Source organism: Candidatus Methylacidiphilales bacterium, from assembly GCA_033875315.1.
Lineage (GTDB): Bacteria > Verrucomicrobiota > Verrucomicrobiia > Methylacidiphilales > CAZTYG01 > JANRJG01.
In genome coordinates, this window is the sequence record JANRJG010000003.1 from 80598 (window position 1) to 97112 (window position 16515).

General features: G+C 62.2%; 9 protein-coding genes. All 9 read right to left on the reverse strand.

What is annotated here, in order from left to right; translation table 11 throughout:
• The 9 genes from SFU85_00425 to SFU85_00465 all read right to left on the reverse strand — a co-directional run bounded on the left by SFU85_00425 (window position 1) and on the right by SFU85_00465 (window position 16504).
• A complete protein-coding gene (locus tag SFU85_00425) occupies window positions 1-1740 on the reverse strand; it encodes an alpha-L-fucosidase (GenBank protein ID MDX6765234.1) in 1740 nt (579 codons plus the stop codon).
• Between the two features lie 17 nt (window positions 1741-1757).
• On the reverse strand, window positions 1758-3452 hold the full coding sequence (locus SFU85_00430; GenBank protein ID MDX6765235.1) for an alpha-L-fucosidase: 1695 nt from the start codon (window positions 3450-3452) through the stop codon (window positions 1758-1760).
• Between the two features lie 4 nt (window positions 3453-3456).
• Entirely contained in the window at window positions 3457-4989 is a 1533-nt protein-coding gene (locus SFU85_00435) for a sialate O-acetylesterase (protein MDX6765236.1), read from the reverse strand.
• 18 nt (window positions 4990-5007) lie between these two features.
• Window positions 5008-6549, reverse strand: coding sequence for a sialate O-acetylesterase (locus SFU85_00440; protein ID MDX6765237.1), 1542 nt, complete (start codon window positions 6547-6549; stop codon window positions 5008-5010).
• A 6-nt stretch (window positions 6550-6555) separates the two neighbouring features.
• Window positions 6556-9231 (reverse strand): hypothetical protein, encoded by a 2676-nt coding sequence (locus tag SFU85_00445; GenBank protein ID MDX6765238.1) that lies wholly within the window; start codon window positions 9229-9231, stop codon window positions 6556-6558.
• Window positions 9232-9236: 5 nt separating this feature from the next.
• Complete coding sequence (locus SFU85_00450) at window positions 9237-10766, reverse strand: glycoside hydrolase family 43 protein (GenBank protein ID MDX6765239.1); 1530 nt, start codon at window positions 10764-10766, stop codon at window positions 9237-9239.
• Between the two features lie 13 nt (window positions 10767-10779).
• Window positions 10780-12780: a sialate O-acetylesterase gene (locus SFU85_00455; protein ID MDX6765240.1), complete on the reverse strand. Its 2001-nt coding sequence runs from the start codon at window positions 12778-12780 to the stop codon at window positions 10780-10782.
• A 113-nt stretch (window positions 12781-12893) separates the two neighbouring features.
• A complete protein-coding gene (locus SFU85_00460; protein ID MDX6765241.1) occupies window positions 12894-14711 on the reverse strand; it encodes a hypothetical protein in 1818 nt (605 codons plus the stop codon).
• Window positions 14687-16504 (reverse strand): hypothetical protein, encoded by a 1818-nt coding sequence (locus SFU85_00465; GenBank protein ID MDX6765242.1) that lies wholly within the window; start codon window positions 16502-16504, stop codon window positions 14687-14689. The genes SFU85_00460 and SFU85_00465 overlap by 25 nt, the downstream gene beginning before the upstream one ends.
• Window positions 16505-16515 lie beyond the last annotated feature (11 nt).

The window sequence follows — 16515 nt, forward strand, 5'->3', positions numbered from 1 at the left end:
TCAGGGATTCACCGGTTCCAGCCAGAGATGGCGGACACTCAGGGTCTTCCATCCCTCCTTGGCCCCTCTCAGGACAAAGGAAGTCTCGCCGACGGGCAAATCAATCGTGCCGAGGGCGATTTTCTTCCAGCTCAAGCCGGGCCCGGTGGCCTCGATCTTCACCGGGCTGATTTTTTTTGCCGCCTCGACCTCCAGAGCGGTGGCTTCCGGCGCGGCCACCTCGGCCAGCACGTTCCAGGTTGCGGCCTTGGCCGTCTTCAATTGGTACTCCAAACTCCACTTCGGGTTTTTCCAATCGGTCAGGTAGGTGTCGGCCCCGCTGCCGCGGACCTGGATGTTACCGTCGTAGTGGCCATTGGCATCGGCATCGAGCGCCCTGAAGACCACGCGTCCGTCGGGCCCGGGGGTGATGAAGGGCTCCTGGGTCACACTGACCGGTGCGGTGAAATCCAGCCGGATCACGGAAACATCGGCATCGGTGGCTTTTTCGGGCAATTCCACCATCAGCCCTTCGGGCGTTTTTTTGCAGGAGGCAGCGGCACCACCGGCCAAAAATTTGGCCGTGCGGGGGGTGCTGGTGACCGTGGGCAAGAGGATGCGGCGGTCTTCCGGCCAGTCCCAGATTTGGGCGTAAAGCGTGGCGCTCCCGTCGGCATTGTCACGCCGGGTCACCCGACCCCAGGGCAGACGCCGGGGAAATGGACCGGGCTGGGTGCCATGGATGGCCTCGCCGTTCACCGCCATCCATTTCCCGACCGCTTCCAGGCGCTCGACGCTTTCGGGCGGAATCTGTCCTTCGGGGGTGGGGCCGACATTGAGGAGGAAATTGCCCCCCTTGCTGGCGATGTCGGACAGATTACGGAGGATCTGGCGGACGCTTTTCCAATTGTGGTCGTTTTTCTTGTATCCCCAGGTGTCGTTCATCGTCATGCAGACCTCGAACCGCTCGCCGGGATAGCCGCGCGGCGGGATGTGCTGTTCGGGGGTTTTGGTATCGCCCTTGAACCCGGTGCCGAGCCGGTTGTTGTTGATGATCTCCGGGTGCAGGGCCATGAATTCCGCGAAGGGCTTGACCCTCTCCGCAGTCATGTTGACCGGGGTGTCCCACCAAAGGATGGCGGGTTGGTAACGCGCGACGATTTCCTTCACCTGCGGCAGGGCGATTTTCTGGAGGTATTGGTCGTAATCACCCTCCTGGGCCGGGTCCCAGCTTTTGTTTCCGGCCTTGCCGCCACCGGGATGGTTCCAATCCTGGGCCTGCGAGTAGTAGAGCCCGAACTTGAGACCCTCCTTGCGCGCGGCCGCGGCCAGCGGGGCGAGGAGGTCGCGCTTCGCCCCCGAGGCCATGACATCCCAATCGGTCACGTCGGAATCGTACAGGGCGAATCCATCATGGTGTTTTGAGGTGATAACCATGTACTTCATCCCGGCGGTGCGGGCGAGTTTGGCCCATGCGGCGGGCTCGTATTTCGCGGCGGTGAAATCCTTGGCGAAAGCGCGGTAATCGGTCACCGGGATCTGGCCGTTTTTCATGATCCACTCCCCGATCCCGCCCACCGGTTTACCCTGCCACTCACCTGCCGGAACCGCATAAACGCCCCAGTGGATGAACAGGCCGAAACGGGCCTCGTCGAACCAGCGCATGCGCTGTTCTTCCGTCTCAACCGCGGCACCAGCAGGGCCGCACAAGGCAAGGAAACAGGAAAGCAGCAGGAAAGGGAGTGATTTTGATTTCTTCATGTTTGTTCGTTGTTGGGTTATGCGGGGGTGAGGCAGACGGCGCGAAGATTCATCACGGCCCCGACCGGGATGCGGATCGGGAGCACACGCACGGGCAATTCCTCCTGGGCGGCGAGGGTGACCGTGCCGGCCGGGAAGCGGACGAACTCGCCCCACCCCCCGGTGCCGCCGACGACCACGGGGAGACGGTTGCCGCCGAGATCGATCTCGGCCAGGGTGCCCTGCCGGTGGGCCGGAACGGCGTAGACCAATTCCACCCGGTAGTTGCCCGCCCGGTGGAGACGCACGCGCCAGAGGGGATGGGATTCGAGCGAAGTCCAACACCCCAGTTGGGGTTCCTGGCCGGCAAGAAGGGCAATGTGGTCCCCGACCAATTCGGCGTCGGCCGCCCGCAAAGTGATGGCGCCATCGGCCGGCTGGGGAACCACCGGCGGACGGGGACGGGGTGGAACCTCCCCCAAACGCGGTTCGGCGGCGAATTCGAGCACCAGAACACTGACTTCGGGGTCGGTGGGCCGGGGCGGCAAGGTGAGTTGAAATCCCCCCGGGCAGGGGGTTGCCGCGAGATGTCCGGAGGCATCGGCCAGAGGATGCGCCCGCTCAGGCAGGTCAAGCAAGGGCACGAACAGTTTCCCCTCTTCCGGCCATTGTTCCACCAGCAGGTGGATGGTGTTGCCTTTTTGGGTGGCAAATCCCCAGGGCAGACGGTGGGGAAAAGGGCCGGCCGAGGCGCCGCGGATGGCCCCTCCGTTGACCCGCATCCAGCGACCGATGGCCCGGAGCGCGTCCAGGGTGGGTTCCGGGATGGTGCCGTCGGCACGGGGGCCGATGTTGAGAAGGTAGTTGCCGCCCTGCGAGACCACTTCGCAGAGCTGGCGGATGAGCAGTCCCGGGGGTTTCCAATCCTGGTCGTGCAGATTGAATCCCCACGATTCGTTGGTGGTCATGCAGGTTTCCCACGGACGGTGGGGGCGGTTGGCGGGAATGCGTTGTTCGGGTGTCTCGAAATCGCCGGGAAAGCCCTCCCCGAGCCGGTCGTTCTGGAGGATGCCGGGAGCCAGTTCCTGGACCGCGGCATTGACCCGCGCGGAACGTTCCGGAGTCATTTTGGCCGGCGTGTCCCACCAGAGCACGGACGGGACGCCCGGGCCGTATTGGGTCAGGAGTTCGCGGATCTGTGGGATGGCCACTTGGTCGAGGTATTCGTCGAAGTCCCGGTCCTGGGCCGGATCCCAGTTGCCGGCATAGTTTGATCCTCCGTTGATCCAGTCCTGGGCCTGGGAGTAGTAGAAACCGATGGGCAACCCGGCCCGTCGGCAGGCTTCGACCAGGGGACGCAGGACATCCCGGGCGGCGGGCGTGGCATCGACCGCATTCCAGTCGTTGACCTTGGTTTCAAAAAGGGCGAACCCGTCGTGGTGTTTGGCCCCGATGACCACGTAGCCCATGCCGGCCTCGACGGCGGCCTTCACCCAAGCGTCCGCATCATAAGCCGAGGCGGTGAAACCGGCGGCGTGGGTTTTGTATTCGTCCACCGGGATGGGCACCGAGTGCATCAGCCACTCGCTGGCACCGGCCACGGGTCGACCGCGGTGCACACCGGCAGGGACGGAATAGACGCCCCAGTGGATGAATAACCCAAAGCGGGCTTCGCGCCACCAGGCGGGGGGTCGTGGGCTGGAAGAATCATCAGGTAGCAGGGCATCATTCATAAACTCAAGGAGCGGTGATGGGGAGGCTCCATGGGGAAACCGGAAGTCCCTCGTCCGAATAGAGGGAGAGGGCACAGAAATTCCTCCAGGCATAGCGGAGGGTCATGGGTTCGTCCGTGGTTTTCGGAAGGGTCACGATGAGCTGGCGGGCGTCCGGGGAAAGAACGGCCTGGACCGGCTGCCAAGGCCCCGCCGCAGGACCAACCTCCAATGTCGGCAGCGCGGGGTCGCGCAGTTCCAATTTTCCGGGCAAATCGGCGAACTCCACCCGCACCCGGTCCCCCTCGCGCGAAGCGCGGACGGCGCTCGCACTTTGGGCCGCACCGACAGACTGTCCATATACTCGCGCCAAGGCCAGCCGGGCAAAACGCTCACCCACAGGCTGCTTCTGGATGGGATGCACATTGCCGCGTTCCCCGTAATCCAGGCTCACCACAAACCCCGAGTGGGCGTCGGCCACGGCAGTGGCACGTTGGGCCTCGCGGATGACAGCGTAGGGGTCCTGATCATCCGGCCAGTTGGCAGTGGGCGAGGCGATCTGTCCGATGAAGAAGGGCCAATCCGGGCGCGACCAATCGGCGCGGCAGGTGGCGATGAAGGCGCGCAGCAGGGCGGCGTAGTCTTCCTTCCGCCCGGCGTTGTTCTCCCCCTGATACCAAAGCATGCCGCGGGCCGTGTAGGGCGTGACGGGGGCCAGCATCGAGGAGCGAAGAGTCGTCGGACGGCTTTTGGTGCGGATGCCGTAGGGTTCCTTGGGCTGGGGTCCGAGTTCCGTTTCCGGTGTTCCGGCTTTCTTGCGCGCTTCCCAATCCTTGCGGGCCGTGTTGTAGGCCTGCCAGGCTTCCTCATAGGCGGCAGGGTTCGGATAGACGGCCAGCTTGCGGGCATCCTCGTCCAGCATCTGCGGGTGACCGGATGCCCGGATGGCGTCGGCATCCATCCAGGCCTCGATGGGCGTCCCACCAAAGGCGCAGTTGACGAGACCCACCGGAACATCGAGTTTGCTTTGCAGTTGCGCGGCAAAGTAGTAGGCCACCGCGCTGAAATAGGGGGCCGAAGGCTTGTCAAACCGCTTCCACTCGAACTTCGGGAGGGGATCACCGGCGTAGGCGCGCAAGGGCACCTTGATTTGGCGGATGCGCGGGTTGTCGGCCGAGGCCAGGAGGGCGTCCGTGTGGGGCGGACACTGGTTCAAGCGCCACTCCATGTTGGATTGCCCGGAACAGATCCAGACTTCGCCCACGGCGACATCTTCAAGAACGATCTCCTTGTCCGAGCGCACCCGCAGGGTGGTGGAGGCCTCCGCCGCGAGCGGCGGCAACTGCACCTGCCAGCGCCCGTCCTTGGCCGTGGTGGTGGCGGACTTGCCCTGGATTTCGACCGTGACCGCCTCCCCTTCCCTCCCCGTGCCCCAAAGGGTCAGCGGCAGCTCGCGCTGCAGGACACAACCCGGGGTGAAAACCTCGGCCAGTTCGGCCGCACCCAGGCGTCCGACGAGGAACAGGAAAAGAAGAAGGATTCCGTTGGATTTTTTCACAGCATTGCGCCCGGCGGGTTACTCCACATCCGACCGGAAGGGTGAAGCGGGCAACCCGGCGGCGTTGACCAGGTTGACATCTGGGACGTTGGCCCATCCATAGCGCACAGCGTTCGGTTGGGGAACATCCGGACTGGAAACCCGGACCTCGCTTCCCTTGATTTCCGCGCTGGCAGGGAAAAACCGGCGGTCTGCCCCGGCCAGGATGAACCCGCGCAGGGGACCGTCGGAGGACGCCAGGCCTCCGGCGTGGGAAAACGTCACCACGGCCTGGCCGTTCTCAAAGCGGGCGGATTCGAAGACCGGACCGGAATACTCGAGCTTCTCGCCATAAACGAGGGCCCGGGCCGCCAGGGCCAGACGGGCCCCAACCGGCTCCTTCCGGGTGGGGTGGATGTCGTTGGCATCCCCCACGTCGGTGGTGACGACCATCGCCGTGGCGGGCGTTTTCTTCCAAGTGAGAAGTTGGGCTTCACGGATTTCGGGATTCTGGTTTTTGAATGGCGCGATTTGCACGAAAAGGAAGGGGAAATCCCCGAGCCCCCATTGTTTGCGCCAGTCGGAGATCATGAGCGGAAAGAGCGTTTGATAGGCCTTGGCCCGGCCGGCATTGGATTCGCCCTGATACCAGATGACCCCGCGGATGGCGAACGGGATGAGCGGATGGATCATGCCATTGTAGAGGCAGGAGGGACGGTTCTGGGTCGTGAGGGGATCGCGTGGTGGCGCCGGCTTGCGGGGCTCGGGCTGGCCGGCGGCCTTGGCTTTCTCCACGGCGGCTTTCCATTCCTCCAACAAACGGGGCTCGTCGGCCTGGTATTGGGCCAGGGCGGGGGCGTAGCCGGCGACCGCTTTCTTCTGGGCCTCGATCACGTCCGGCATTTTTTCCGCCAAGGCCTCGTTGCGGGTCCAGGATTCGGCGGGGGTTCCGCCCCAGGAAGTGTGGATCAACCCGATCGGGCGCTTCAGCTGTTTGTGAAGATCGCGTCCGAAGTAGTAGCCGACGGCCGTGAACTGCGGCACGGTTTGGGGACTGCACACCTCCCATTTGCCGGCCGTATCCGGAAGGGGGGTGTCCGAGGGCTTGCGATCCACGGTGAAATGGCGGATGCCGGGATATTGGGCCGAAGCGGCCTCCTGCTCCCAGTTGACCAGGGGCTGCTGGCCGCTGCGGGGACCAAGCTGGCGTTCCATGTTTGACTGCCCGCTGCAAATCCACACTTCGCCGACGAGCACATCGGCCACTTTCAAGGGAGCGGGCGACTTGTCGGAAGACACGGCCAACTCGCGGGGCTCCTCCGAAGTGGTGAGCGAGCCAAGCTCGACCCTCCATCTGCCCGAGGCATCGGCGGTGGCGCTTTTTTCCTGTCCGGCAAAGGACACCTTGACGTTTTCTCCAGGATCGGCGGTCCCCCAGACAGGCACGGTGGTGCCCTGCTGCAAAACCATGTGGTCGGTGAACAACGCGGACAACCGCACCGCGGCGGAGAGATTGATGGGACCGAGGCATCCGATGACGAGCACCAGAAGTGCGGGCCCCTTTTGGCAATGATTTTTCATAAAGGACTAGGGATTGTTGGGTTGGGTGGCAGCGAGGGGGGTGATTTGTTTTTTGACTTCGACCAATACCTTGCCTTCGCGCGAGACCGCCACATCGGTCTTGCCCAGACTGCCGGTGGTAAACTGGATCTGGTCGTTCATTTTGCCGATCGAAACCTGGAGCGCATCCCGTTTCGCGTTCCAAGTGGTCTGGGGAAGCGGATCACCGAAGCGGTGGGGATAAAGCAGGACCTTGAAATCGGGCGACACCGAAAGACTGGGAATGAGGAGGCGGCGGATGCGTCCATACTTTTTCGGATCGCTCTGATTGGGCTGTTCGACCACTTCCGGGTCGGGGCATTCGCGCGACGCGTCCGTGTTACGATTCAGGACCCTTACCAACAGCATGGGAGATCCCTCCTTGATGTCGACCGGCTTTTCCGGAACGCCCGGGAGGGCCTCATCCGGACGTTTCGCGGTTTGATCGGGATCGCTGCCCCAGAGCAGAATGTCCATCTCCTGCGGGCTCTTCTTTTGCAATTGCACGATCTGGAGGTCGTACTCGAGGAAAAGGGCCCAGTCATAGCGCTGGACGGCGTCGTCTTTTTGGATGTCATCGATGACCAACGCATAGGGATGCGGCCCGCGCACCAGTCCGGCGGTGCGGAAAGCCTTGCGTACCGGAAGAAACGGTTTGCGCACGTAGGGGGAGAGGGCGCCATTCGGTTGGATCCAGTGCGCATACTCAAATATGGGGCGATCCAGATAAGCATGGGGTTGCTTTGTGTAGGCGAAATCATTGCTGGTCTGTCTGACCGGTTCCCAGCCCTCTGGAATTTCCACCCGGTTGTTGCGCACATCATCTAGCGTGTAATAGCCGCGGCTTTTCTCCAATCGCTTCCAGTTCCAATCCCAGGCATATTTGGCGTCTCCCACGGCAAAGGTGGCATCAGGTTGGTCGACGAAGTCCACCACGCGTCCAGGGCTGCGGAGATCTTGGGATTCCCCATTGATGACAACAATGCTGTTTTCCGTCGATTTGAAGTTGGCGTAGCCATTGGGTGACCAGATGCGTCCGGCACCCGCCACCATGAGGGCATTACGGTCGGCGTATTCGTGTCCCCCATTTGCACCACGGGTGTGCATGTTGAGCATGAGGGCCTGGCGGTCCCATGAACTGCGGGTCATGAGGAGGGACCGTTCCCCACAAAAGAAGGTGTTGCCGAGGCCGAGTTTCGCCGGATCGTTGTTCGCAGGATCGAAATCGGCGGCATACACGGCAAAGAAAATCATGGCGTTGAAATACCCGTCCGGACGGTCGGGCACCTTGCTGTAATCCTCACCCACCGCCTGGCGGAAATACCAGTCGACGGCTTTGTCTTCCGGGAAGACAAACTTCAGTCCCATCGTGTCCATGGAGGCGAATCCGCCCTGGCTGCCCCGGCTTCCGCCCAACAGGTCATATTTGTGGAAGCCGGTGAGCATCGGATTGGCACTGTGGGGCAGAAACGACCGGGCGTAGGCCTGGAGGTAGGGGTGGGCGGCGAGGTTCTCGAATCCGTAGGCCTTCTGGCGGCGCGAGAACATGATGACGCCGTCCATGCCGATCTGGTTTTTGGCCTCGCCCTCGAAGGTGGCCCCGGATTGGAACCAACCATAGGTGAGGAGATTGCGCCAGCCCCGGTACATCCCGCGCACTTTGAGGTCGTTGAACCCCTCCTCCCCCTCGATGGCCAGGACCTGGTAGAGCCAGTAGGAGAAGGTGGCCCAGTTGCTGCGGGAACTTTCAGCGGTGTTGAAGGTGCCGTAATTGTCGTGCGACCACGTGGTGGCGGCCAGTTCGGCGTGGATCTCCCGCCGCTGTTCCTGGGTCATGGTGTTGAAGAGGAAGTCGTAGACGAAGGCCAGTTGGAACCCCCCGATGGGCTGGGCGATGGGGGGCAGGGTTTTCTTTTTCTTCTCCGCCTCGGCGGCACGGGCCTGGGCCCTTTTGGCCTGGTCAATCCGGAGTGCGGTGATGACCGCCCGGGCCAGTTTGTCGGCGGCAGGACGGTCTTCTTCGACCAGACAACGCAGCGCCTCGAGGGCGAAGACATTCCAGTAGTAGGGCGGGACATCGGTGGCGCTGCCGTCGGCGAGGCTTTGGTAAAATTCGGCGGCTGCAGGGTTCTTGTAGTAACCGCTCTGTCCTTTGGCGGGCGACGGGTGTTTGGGTTGACCCATGCGAAAAAGGGGAACGCGTCCACGCAAACCCCCGAAGCTGCCATTCCACCGGTCGGGCTTGGCGTAGTCTGCGTTGTCGTCATAGGTTCCCTTGAGTGACTCCGTCCAGCAAAGGATGTTCTTCCAGATTTCCTGGCCGCAGCGGGTTTCCTTGATGCGTCTGCGCACCTCCGGCAGTTCAGACGGTCCGAACAGGATGCGGGGATGAATGCCCGGCTTGGGGGCCTGTGGAAGCTCGCGCACGCCTTTCGGGTCCATGGTGACCTGGCGCGAACCAAAATCGAAGAAGGGCGCCTGGCCCCAGATCGGATAGACGGTGGCCCCGTCGGGACCATTGTAGTTGCTGTAGGAATCACAGGGCTTGTCCCGGAAGGGGGATTGCTCGACCGGGTAGATGCCCTGTTCGGGGGCGGCCGTTGCCCCCGGGTTCCATGAGCCCGACGTGCAGACCGCGACAATGAGAGTGATGAGGTGTTTCATACAGATTATTGGGGGAGATACTCGAACCAATCGAAATCGGCCGGGCCCGACGCCAGTTGGCCTGTTCCGGTGGCGTAAAGTGCGATGACCACCCCGTTGTATCCCCCGGTGACCTCGGTGCCGAGATAGCGGCTGTTGATGGTGGCGATCTCCTGGAAACTTCCGTCCGTTCCGACAAACCCGAAGTGATACAACTCCTTGGCCGAGACGATCCGCAGGTGAACCGGGCCGGCCTCCGGGAGAACCACCATGGCGGCCCGGTGGTGGATCAATTCCAGGCGCGCCTCCACAACCAGCACCCGCTTGCCATTCTCCCGCGTGACAAAGAGGTCGTAGTGGTGCTCATGGGTCATGAACAGACTGAGACCCGCACGATCCCCCGGATGGCACGGCTCGAATTCCAAATGCGCCGTAATCGTGGCGTGAAAATGCTGTTGGCGGCGGGCAACAAACGTCGGCGATGAGGGGTCAGAAAGGGATTCCGCCGTGCCGTGCAATCGCAGAAAACCCGGACGTTCCGTCAGTGAATAATGTTCCTCGACCGGATTGCGAAGGCGGATCCAGGGCAGGCCCAGTTGAGGGGCATCAAAATCATCGCGCACGGGAGGAACGGGAAACGGGTGGGCCGGAAGGACGGTGGCATCGACCTCGAGGGAGTTGGTGCCGTTGCGGTTGACCACCGGCCAGCCGTTTTCCCAGGTCACCGGGGCCAGACAGGTTTCGCGTCCCAGGGTGTGGACATCGCCGGCTGTTTTGCGGAAGGCCAGATGGACCATCCACCAGGACCCGTCGGCGGCCTCGACCAAGTCGCCGTGCCCGGTGCCGTGCAGTTCTTCGTAGGCGTGTCGATTGGAGAGGATGGGATTGTGGGGACAGGAGTCGTAGGGTCCCCGGATGTTGAGGCTGCGGGCGATGGTGACCATGTGGCCGTAGGCCGTCCCCCCCTCCGCGGCCAGGAGGTAATACCAGCCATTGCGCTTGTAAATGTGCGGACCCTCCACGTAGCAACCTCCCGTGCCGCCCCATATTTTGTCCGGGCCGGACAGACGGCGGCCGGTTTGGATGTCGATTTCGCTTTGATAGATGGCACGCTCCATCCGGAAAACCAGGCCGCGGTTGGTTTGGAAGTAGGCCCGTCCGTCGTCGTCGAAAAAGAGGGAGGGATCGATTCCGCTCTGATCGACCCAGATGGGATCGGACCAGGGACCGGAGGGATCGGTGGCGGTGACATAGAAGTTCCGGTATTGCCCGGATTTGACCAGGGTGGTGGCCATGTAAAAGACCCCGTTTTGGTGGCGCAGCGTCGGGGCGTAGATCCCGTCGGAACAGGGGCAACCCCCGAGATCGAGTTGGGACCTGCGGGTGAGCACATGCCCGATCTGCCGCCAGTGCACCAAGTCGCGGCTGTGCCAGATCGGAACGCCGGGAAAATACTCGAAGGTGCTGTTGACCAGGTAATAGTCCGATCCCACCCGGCAGACGCTGGGGTCCGGATAGAAACCAGGGAGAATGGGATTGGAGTATCCGCTTTTCATGGAAGTTTCCGGATCATTCTCGGTTGATGCTTTCGCCGGGCCAATCATCGGTGCGGAATGGACGCGCCGGCAATCCACTGGCATTAGTTAGGTTACAACCCACCGGGTCGTTGACAAAGGCATAGCGTGCCGCCACCGGCGCGGGAACGTCGGCATGAGAAACAACCACGCTATCCCCATCGATGCGGGCATCCGCATAGACAAACTTTCTATCCTCCCCGGCAATGGCAAAGCGCTTGAGCGTGCCGCCATCCGCGGATTTCAAACCGCCCGCGTGGCGGAATTTCAATCGCACGGACGAACCCTCGATGGCCATCGATTCATAAACCGGCCCGTAGGCTTCCACCGGCCTGCCATAAACCTCGCGAAGGGCCACCAAGGCCAGACGCCGGCCGACATCGCGCTTGTTGACCGGATGGACATTGTTGGAATCACCGATATCAATGGCCACGGAAAGGTGGCATTGGGCCACCGTGTCGGCGGTGAGCGCCTGGGCTTCCCGCAATTCGGCCCAACCCGTTGTTTCCGCACCGGCGGCGGCCCAGTTGGGCAGTTGTTGCACAAGGAATGGAAAGTCGCCCCGGCCCCATCTCTGGCGCCAATCTTGGATCAGGATGGGAAGCAGGCGACGGTAGGCAAAGCCACGGCTTCCGTCCTGTTCACCCTGGTACCAAAGCACGCCACGGAAGGCAAAGGGAATGAGAGGGTGGACCATGCCACCGAAGAGTCCTGAACTGGTTCCAGACAAACCACCCTCGGGCACGGGAGGACGCAGCCCCATGGCCTCCGGAGTCAAGGGGGGGAAGGTTTTCTCGACGACAAACTGGCATTCGTCACCGACCGAAGGAGAACCCAGTGCCTTGAAGCCGAAGGAGTCGAAGCCCCGGTTCAAGGGCGGCTTTTGACCGGTGTGAACCCGAAAACGGACGGCCAATAAGTTGGTCCCCTCCTTCACCAAGGAGGCCGGCACATCAAAATGGGCGTAACTTTTATAGAACGAAGGCGGCTCGGTGCCGAAGTCACCCAACTTTTGTCCGTTGAAGTAAACGGTGGCATAGGCCTCATCGATCTGGCCGAAGTCGATGCGGAAAGCTTTGCCGCTGCCACTTGCAGGCACGACGATCTCCTTGCGGATCCAACCAATACCACCGTCGGGCAGGCCGGCATTTTTCCATGCCGTTTTCAGCGGCAATAGCTTGCCGCCGGGCACCTGCCGATCAGCCAAATGCCACCCATTTTTTTCCCCTTCGTTGCCGGGATCGACGCGGCCGTTGGCTTGTTCCCATGTTTTCAGGGAAGCAGGGAATGCTTCGATCTGCTGCGGAAGCTGGAGCACATTGGCGATTTGTTTTTCCGCGCGCTTCTTGAAACCCGGATCGCGGTCGAGCGCCTCTTTGCTGACCCAGGTTTCCGCAGAAGTGCCTCCCCAGGCCGCCAGAATCAGGCCGACCGGGACATCGAGTTGTTGTCGGATTTCCCTGGCAAAGTAAAAACCCGCTGCGGTGAATTCCCCCACACTCTGGGGAGAGCAAACAACCCATTTCATAGCGGTTTCGTTGAGAGGCTGCAAAGATGGCGTGCGTGGCACGGCGGCATGTCGGATCAGCGGATGGTCAGCCGACGTCAGATCGCCCGCATAATCCGGTGCTTTTTCCAGTGACTTCATCGTGGAAGCCATATTGGACTGGCCCGAGCAGAACCAAACTTCACCGACCAGAATGTCTTTGAGCGAAACCGATTCAGCAGGCGAGCGGACGCGCATCTCCGCGCCCCCGGCATTTGCGGGCATCGGATCCAACCGAATCATCCATTTTCCATCCGCCGTGACCTGCGTGCTCTTGCTCTGGCCGGCAAATTCCACCGTCACGGTTTCCCCCGGTTGGGCCATTCCCCATACCGGGACCGGAACATCCCGCTGTAAGACCATGCCATCGGCAAAGACCCCTGAAAGAACCTTCCCCGAAAGCAATCCTGGAATCATGCATCCCGCGTAAATCAGCCAAGATGCACGCATATGTATCATAGTGGATTAAGGGAGGGAAAAACAGCCTTGGGAGACAAAGTAATGACTAAATTGCACTCTAATATGCAATTGTTTGCATTTACAACCAAAAAAGCTCCGAGCCTTCATTCATGGGTTTTGATCGTCCAGGATGAAAAATCATAAACCCGCCTATGTCCATTATCGAGCAGAAGGGTCAAGGGCCCATTGGGCTGTTGATCCACGCTTTGGGTAGACAGGATGGGGCGCAGTTCGGCTGCTGCCGGGTTGCCATCCCGGCATCTGGCCAGTGGGTCGGGTTTACCGGGAAGCCCGGCACGCAGACGGAGGGTGTGACCGTCCAAATTGCGGAAAGAAATCCAGGGAGGATCGGCGGAGAGGTCGGAATCGATCTGGGTGTCCTGAGTGACAGCCCGGGCAAAGGCTTCCAATTGCCCGACTTCATCCGCTCCGGGATACCGGGCCGGAGGGGCGGTCTCGAGGATCCAACCGTTGCAACGATCCTCCGAACGGTAGAGATCCAGCTGTTCGTTTTGATCGGGCTTCTCCCAAGTGCCGGGCACCAGGGTCCGGAAGGCAAAAAGCACACGGCCCCCATGGCAGAAAATCCATCCCCCACGCTCGATTCGATGAAGGATGGCCCCTTGCCGGGTGAAGGGTGCGCGCAGCGTGCCAAATCCGTAGGCCTCCGGCACCCGGTGGATGCCGATGAGGGTCCCCTCATCCTGCATCACCCAAGCGTAGGGATTTTCCCCGTAGGCAAAAGCGTTGGGGATTTTCTCCCGGGGCCGCCGCCGGTTTTCCTGGAGGACGGAAAAGGTGCTGTCGGGTTTGTCGGATACCCATTTGAGCAGGGTTCGCCGTAATTCCTTGTAGTGGTAGCTGTCGGCGGGGATGTTGTCGCTCGTTTCGCTGGCAACAGCGTAGCCAGGGGTGACCCAAGCCATGGCGTAGGCACGGTCTTTCCCATCAGGTGAAACAAAAGCGCTTTGAACCGTGCGCCGGGGCGGGAGGGCGGCCTGCCAGGACGAAAGCCAGGGGGCGGGAAAGACCCGGCCGGGATGGGCGAGCCAATAGGTGCAGGATACCCCGCCCAGCCGGGCCGGGCGTTCACCGCCAAAGAAAAGATAGGCCATGCCGGTGGTCGCACCGGCGCTGTCCGGACTCGTTTTGACCGAGCCCCAGTATTTGGCCCGGGCGGCCGCAGTGGTGTAATAGCCCTGGTGCCAGTGGGCCCCGGTATGGATGAGCATCCATTCCAGAGTCATCTGCGCCGCCCTCTGGAGCTCGGCGTCGCGGGCATATTCGGCCAACAAGCGCAGGGCCATCATGTCGGTCCCGAGGTAGAGCGGAGCGCCATATTCCGAGGCATTGCCCTTCACCGTGTCCTCCATGAGTTTCATCAGGCGCAATTTGCACATCTCCCGGATGCGCGGAGCCGGGTTGCCCGCGCGGTCGACGAGGTCGGGCCACTCTTGGGCGGCGATCCAGCCGCCGCCGTCCCGCATGAGCATGTAGTTCAGGGAAACCCCGATGGATTTGGTATAGTCCCAAGTGGCGGCAAATGCGCGGAAACGGCCCGCGAGGTCGGACGGGATTTTTTCACGGTTGAGGCAGTAGCCATGCATGACGGCGTGCAGATTGAAAGGATCGGGTTTGGCCCGGAGGGTCGCCTCGATCATCCGTCCCATGGAAACGAGGGCTTCCTCCGCACGGATGCCGGTTTGGAGACGGGCGGCGTAGTGGGGCATCGCTTCCTTGGGAAAATCCGGATGGGCCGGGTCGTTTTCCGACAACCACCGGGCCAGGCCCTGGCCGCGTTCCTCCCAGTCGCGGCCAGCGATGTAGCCCCCGACCTCGGCGGAAAACAGGGACCCCGTCGAAAGCAAGAGGGCCAGGATGGGGACCGGGGCCTTGATCATCGGTTGTGCTCGACGGTCCATCGGGAAAAATCGTAGGTTAGGGATTCCGTGCGGTTGCCAAGAACCAGCGGCCCGGCGCGGCCCTGCCGCATCCAGGGATTCTCCAGAAGAGGCCAGTTCGCGTAATCCACCTCCACCCCGTCGATGCGATCACTCCCGGCGTGATCACAAGCGAGCCGGTGCCCACCGCGATCGGTGTACTCCGCGGCGACCGGGGCGGTGCGGAAAACCAGTTTGGAAGAAGTGTCCAGTGCCTGGCGGAAGGCTGCCAGTTGCCCCGGGGGATCGGCGGCGGGAAATTCTTCCGGGAGCGCCGTTTCAAGGGCCACCGCGGCCTGGCGTTCAGGGATACGGAACTCGGAATCACCGGCTGCCGGCTTTCCCGCCGGCTCCGCCACCCCGGCAAGTGGATTCCAAACAAAGGGGGCACTGCTCTGCATGGCAACCAGTACCGTGCCGTAGTGGAGGAACAGACGCCCCCGGGCTTCCTCGCGCAGCACGGCCCGGTATCCGCCCGGCACAAAAACGAGGAGGTGGGGGAAGCGGTCCTTTTCCGGGATGTCATAAACCGACAGGACGCTTCCCTCGCGCTGGACCTGGCGTTCATACCGGCTGGCGCCGTGCGTATGGATGCCACCGGGGACATGATCGGCATCACCGTCGGCATCGGCCACCGGATGGGTCACCCAGAGGAAGCTGGTGCGGTCGGAATCCGCATCTTCCCACATCACCCCGCACGGATAGACCTGGCCGTTGAACCAGGGTTTCCCGCCCTTGGGGGATCGACTGAAAAGGGCATAGGTACGATTGATGAAATGGGTCATGGCCCATTGGCTGATGAAAGCCCGGTGAACGTAGGGCCGGGTGCGGTCGGTGGCGGCCCGCACCGCCATCTCGGGCGGCCGATAATCCGAAACCGCGGCGAGGAGGTGATACCCCCTGCCGGCTTTTTCCGGCGCCACTCCCCCGTAATTCAACCAAAGCAGGAGACCCAGGCCCCAGGGTTGTTGGCTCAGGATATCCGGATAGGACCTGAGGGAAAAGGTGGCCAGGTGTCCGGAGAGCCAGCAGGGGGCCAGCTGCATGAGACTGCGCTCATAGGCCAGGCGGGCCCGGTGGGCCATTTCCCTGTCGGCCGCCAGGTCGGCCAGGGAAAGCAGCGGGAGCAGGTTCTGCATCCCGTAGGGCCGCGAAGCGTATTCACCGGGGGCATCTCCGGCCGTGGATTCGATGATACGATGGAGATAATTCACACCAGTCGGGTCGTCCTTGGCAAAGCGGCTGCCATCCGGGTCGGGGTAGAACGGATCAGGGTGAAAGACCCCCTCTCCCCAGGCCTGCGTCGCCAGCGTGCGCGTGACAGCCGCCATGATCTTGTGGTTGCTGGTCGACATGCGGCGGTAGAAGACGGCCCCGCCGTAAACCTTGCGGAACCGTTCCTTCAAGGCCGGGTCCATCCTGCCCTGCCACCGGAGATAACAATCGATGCCAGGCCAGGCGGCGAATCCGCTGTTGCCATTGTGGTGCCAGCGATTGAATGTGTTCCCGGGTTCAAGCGCATCGAGTCCGAATCCGGCCAAACGGCAGGCCTCGGTATCGCGCCCGAGGGCGAAGAGTGCCGAGGCCATGGGAAAGCAATCGCCCCAGCCCGGGCGGGCTCCCGGAGCCATGGCCGAAACTTCCGCCGCGACCGCTTCCAAGCAAGCCGTGCGCCGGGAATCAAAACCGTCTTGTTTGTCTCCGGAGGCGCGCCCCTCCACCAACAAGCAGATCAACCCGTATCCCAGGAGCTGGAAGCACAGGAACCGGGGCATGGCCGCGGTCG